The sequence below is a fragment of the Aeromonas sp. TW 6 genome (assembly GCF_013168745.1).
Classification (GTDB): domain Bacteria; phylum Pseudomonadota; class Gammaproteobacteria; order Enterobacterales; family Aeromonadaceae; genus Aeromonas; species Aeromonas caviae.
In genome coordinates this window covers 1-4337 of record NZ_JABERS010000091.1, presented here as the reverse complement: position 1 = coordinate 4337, position 4337 = coordinate 1, and the positions used below count along the sequence as shown (strand labels likewise).

Here is a 4337-nt window from a genome sequence, read left to right as displayed (position 1 = left end):
GATGCCTCAACAACATCGTTCAGATCGTTTGCAATAGACATAAAAAATCCGTAACTAGTGATTGGTTCCGGATTGTCCTACAGCAGAAGGATCGGTCAATGGATCCTTAACTGATCAGCATTGCGCCATGTGCGGCCCTGTTTGAGGTACTGACCGGCAATCTCACCAATCTTGCCTATAAACACCACCCGGTGCCATTCGGTCCGCTCTTGCTGTTGGCCGGTTTGCCGATCACGCCAACTCTCGGAGGTCGCCAGACTGATGGTGGTCACCGCCCCCCCTTGTGCCATCTGCCGCACCTCCGGCTCCTGGCCAAGATGGCCGATCAGCATGACTTTGTTGATACCCCGAGTTGCCATATTTGCTCCAATTTTTTTATAGATAGAAAGTCGGCGGGGTCACGATCGCAATCGTTCATCCCATTACTGTATCGAATTGCGCCGGTTGAAAGGGTACGCCCCTCCACACTTACTCGCCCTCGACGGATTGACTCTTGGTGCGGGTGAAGAGGGGGAGTGATGCATCGCCCTCCGCAATCGGGAACCACCATACCCGCGACTCCCCATCACGTAGCTGTGACCATTTGGTGCCGGGGGCGGCTTTCGCCTTGTTGAGGGAGGGGAGGAGGTCAACGTGCCACCGGCAGATCTTCCCAACGGGTGGTGTAACAGGGGCTCAGGTGCGCTTGGCGCATCATCCACTCGGGTGACCCCGTACCCTGACTGGCAAAGCCGACTTTTCCCAATCCTTTGGCCTTGATCTGATCGAGCACCGCCATCAGCGCATCCGATTGAGGGGAGGGCGAGGCAAACAGATCGGCCTGTTGCTGCCCCTTGGGGGTGAACTCACTGAGCATCACGCCCGCTTTTTGATAGCGATGGCCGTCGCGCCAAATTTGCGGTAGCAGCACGCTCACTTGCTGCAGCAGCAAACGGGTGTCATCGGTTGGGCAGACCAGCCGAACGCCGGCCTGCTCGCTGTAATAGGGGGCCTGCTCATCAAACGGGCTGGTGCGCACAAACAGGTGCACCCGCTGGCAGCACATTTCCTCCGCCCGCAGCTTCTCGGCAGCGCGAGCCATAAACCCCGCCAGGGCTTGTGCCATTGCCGCGCACTCGGTGATCCGCTCGCCAAACGAGCGGCTGGAGAGGATCTGTTGCTTCGCCACCGGTTCAACGGCCAGCTCTGCGCAAGGCAGGCCACGTAGCTCCTGCACGATCCGCTCGACCACCACGCCGAATTGGGCGCGCAACCTTTTGGCATCGCTGGCGACCAGATCGGCCACCGTGTGTATGGCTTGCCGTTGTAACTTGACCGTCAAGCGGCGACCAATCCCCCACACCTCCTCCACCGGGGTGATCGCCATCAGCCGGGCCCGGCGCAGTTCATCGTGCAAATCGACCACGCCGCCGGTGGCAGGCCACTTTTTGGCGGCATAGTTGGCCAGTTTGGCGAGGGTCTTGGTGGGGCCAATGCCGACCCCGACCGTGAGGCCGGTCCACTGCAGCACCCGCTGGCGGATCTGCTGCCCATAGGCGGTGAGATCCCCGGCAAACGACGCCGACAACGCCAGAAATGCTTCATCGATGGAGTAGACCTCCAGCTCAGGGGCCATGGTCTCCAGCGTGCTCATCACCCGGCTCGACATATCACCATAGAGGGCATAATTGGAGCTGAACGCCACCCCGCCATGCGCCTCAAACGGCTCGCGTATCTGAAAGTAGGGCACCCCCATCTTGATGCCCATCGCCTTGGCTTCGTAAGAGCGAGACACCACGCAGCCATCGTTGTTGGAGAGCACCACCAGTGGTCGCCCACGCAGCTCGGGGCGAAACAGCCGCTCACAACTGGCGTAGAAGTTATTAACATCAACCAGCGCAATGGCCATCACGCTGCCTCAAATTACCGATCACATGGGTCACCACCCCGAACAGCTCAAACCCTTGCTCGGCATCCACCGCCAGCGGGGCAAAGGCTGGGTTGGCGGGCAGCAACGCGAGCCGGGGGGTGAGTTGCAAGATCTTCACCGTAAAGCCGCCATCGAGCAGTGCAATCACCACGTCACCGTGGCGGGCGGTCAGGCTCTTATCGACCACCAACACATCACCGGGAAAGATACCGACCCCGGTCATGCTCTCCCCCTCGGCACGCAGGTAGAAGGTGGCGGCCGGATGGCTGATGCAGTGACGATTGAGATCGAGACTGCCTTCCAGATAGTCGCTGGCGGGGCTGGGAAAGCCGCAAGAGGCCCGCTGCAAGAACAGCGGCATGGCCACCTCAGTGGCTGAAAGGTCTGGGGTGAGTAGGTTCATCATGCTGCAAGGCTGTATATCCATACAGCCATTATAAAACCCAATGTTTGCATCAACGCAAGTTTTGGTTGGCCAGGATCGCGTAGCATGGCCTCAATCGGTAACAACATGGTCAATGGAAGATGACGAGACGAAGGAAATATATCTGCCCGGCCTGCAGGCAAAAGAGTGGTGTTGATATCGTCTATGGCATGCCGTCTGAAGAATTGGTCGCGATGAGCGATCGCCGTGAAGTGGCATTGGGGGGGTGCTGCATTGAGATCGGCTACTCGATGGAGCGGTGTTGCACCCTCTGTCAGCATGAGTGGCGCATTAAACGTAGAAAACCGACTGCGCAAACGGAGTAACCCACCGCCAGTGGGAAGGGGCGTGGGTGGCTAGCCCCAGCAACCCGGTTTTGCGGCAACGGGCTGCAACATGCTCGCAGCAGAGCCGCGAACATCTGCCTGAAAATGGTACATGTGCAAAACCTCAGTATCGGAGCAGGGCGGCGAACACAGTACCCTTAACTAGGTACACATCAGAGGAAACCGGCGATGGACCGCAGACGACAGCATCGAGATCAGGTTCACCTTGGCCGACAGTCACCACGAGCGAGGTGGCGTGGGTTAGCCCTGTTCGGTGTGCTGGCGGGCTGGTTGTTTGCTCATCCTGCGCAAGCGGCCAACTGCACCTATCGGCAAGATGCATTGGGCCATACCCGCTACCGGTGTGACGATGGCAAACAGGGCACCCTGCGTGAGGATGCGCTCGGCTGTTAATCAGCAGGTTGCAAGGGGATGCTACTCCTTCTTTTATAGGGCTTTTCTGCATCATTCGCTCGCAACAGTCTTCAGTCTTGCCGGAGCGTTGGTGCATATATCTCTTCCATGGACATTACACGTATGAAAAACAGACAGAGTGCCGCCAAGGGATGTCTGCTTGGCCTCGCTATTGGCGATGCATTGGGTACAACCCTAGAGTTTGCTCCCCGTGATAGTTACACGGCATTGACAGATATGATCGGGGGGGGGCCATTTAAGCTCGAAGCTGGTCAATGGACCGATGATACCAGCATGGCCTTGTGTTTGGCTGACAGCCTGTTGGCATGTCATCGACATGATCCACTCGATCAGTTAGCTCGCTATCAACGTTGGTATCGGCAGGGTGAAAACTCAGTGACAGGTTATTGCTTTGACATTGGTAGTACCGTCAGAAGGGCACTACGCCAGTATGGTCATAGTGGCGACCCTTATCCTGGCAGTGAAGATGCCATGAGTGCAGGAAACGGCAGCTTGATGCGATTAGCGCCCATTGTGCTCTTTTACAGTCAGCATAGGGTGCAAAAAAGAGAGAATGCTCTGCAATATCTCTTGAATATGGTTGCACTGAGTTCTCGTACTACCCATGGTGAGGCTCGGGCCGTTGCGGCGTGTCAGTTGATGGCACTGTTTATTGATAAGGCGTTGCTCATCGATCCCTCCCAAGATGCTGGCAAAGATGCGGTTCTGAAACTGACAGAGTCTGAGTTGAGTGCGTTGGGAGTATTGCCGGAGGAGATAGACGCGATCGCGTGTGGAACTTATCGCCACAAGACTCGTCACGAGATTTCCAGTAGTGGTTATGTTGTGCACAGCCTGGAGGCGGCACTATGGAGTTTCTGGCATAGCACTACATTTGCCGAAGGTGCTTTGCTGGCTGCCAATCTAGGGGATGATGCCGACACTGTGGCTGCTATCTATGGCCAACTGGCCGGTGCCTATTATGGCGAAGAAGGGATCCCGGCTAGTTGGCGTGAGCGTTTAGCCTGGCAGGGCCGACGCATGATCATTCTCTGCACAAGTTGATCAAGTCTCGATCAGTTGAACGGCTCCAAGTACGATTTTAATTGTACCTTGCGTTGCCAAGCTGTAAATAGTCCAGGGCGAGATCGTGAACATTTTGTTAAAAATTAAAAATAGTTTTTTGCCTACAAAACAAATACTTATAGGCCTGTGATATGCAGTTAACTTTATAGTCAGGATCGCCTTCACACTTTTTAATCGT

General features: G+C 56.2%; 5 protein-coding genes and 1 pseudogene. 2 read left to right on the top strand and 4 right to left on the bottom strand.

All coding sequences use genetic code 11. The features are described from left to right. Positions 1–134: 134 nt before the first annotated feature. From ssb to umuD, 3 genes and pseudogenes are all read right to left on the bottom strand, one after another. Positions 135–359 (bottom strand): annotated as a pseudogene (gene ssb, locus HKD46_RS20950) (single-stranded DNA-binding protein); the annotation flags it as partial. 269 nt (positions 360–628) lie between these two features. Further along, positions 629–1888, bottom strand: coding sequence for a translesion error-prone DNA polymerase V subunit UmuC (umuC, locus tag HKD46_RS20945; protein WP_103859356.1), 1260 nt, complete (start codon positions 1886–1888; stop codon positions 629–631). After that, positions 1869–2312, bottom strand: a complete 444-nt coding sequence (gene umuD / locus HKD46_RS20940) for a translesion error-prone DNA polymerase V autoproteolytic subunit (protein WP_069785121.1) — start codon at positions 2310–2312, stop codon at positions 1869–1871. The genes umuC and umuD overlap by 20 nt, the downstream gene beginning before the upstream one ends. Positions 2313–2848: 536 nt before the next feature. Between umuD and HKD46_RS20935 the strand changes: the two genes are divergently transcribed. Together HKD46_RS20935 and HKD46_RS20930 are read left to right on the top strand one after the other, a co-directional pair. After that, a complete protein-coding gene (locus tag HKD46_RS20935) occupies positions 2849–3073 on the top strand; it encodes a hypothetical protein (RefSeq protein WP_139127925.1) in 225 nt (74 codons plus the stop codon). A gap of 123 nt (positions 3074–3196) precedes the next feature. Next, positions 3197–4138, top strand: coding sequence for an ADP-ribosylglycohydrolase family protein (locus HKD46_RS20930; protein WP_202605956.1), 942 nt, complete (start codon positions 3197–3199; stop codon positions 4136–4138). Here the strand turns inward: HKD46_RS20930 and HKD46_RS21250 are convergent. Beyond that, positions 4139–4337: hypothetical protein (locus HKD46_RS21250; RefSeq protein WP_221413930.1), on the bottom strand; the 199-nt coding region annotated here is incomplete at its 5' end.

What these genes read in the sequence shown, in the direction of transcription:
- umuC (WP_103859356.1), bottom strand. Translation starts at nt 1,888, where the DNA reads ATGGCCATTGCGCTGGTTGATGTTAATAACTTCTACGCCAGTTGTGAG.
- umuD (WP_069785121.1), bottom strand. Translation starts at nt 2,312, where the DNA reads ATGAACCTACTCACCCCAGACCTTTCAGCCACTGAGGTGGCCATGCCG.
- HKD46_RS20935 (WP_139127925.1), top strand. Translation starts at nt 2,849, where the DNA reads ATGGACCGCAGACGACAGCATCGAGATCAGGTTCACCTTGGCCGACAG.
- HKD46_RS20930 (WP_202605956.1), top strand. Translation starts at nt 3,197, where the DNA reads ATGAAAAACAGACAGAGTGCCGCCAAGGGATGTCTGCTTGGCCTCGCT.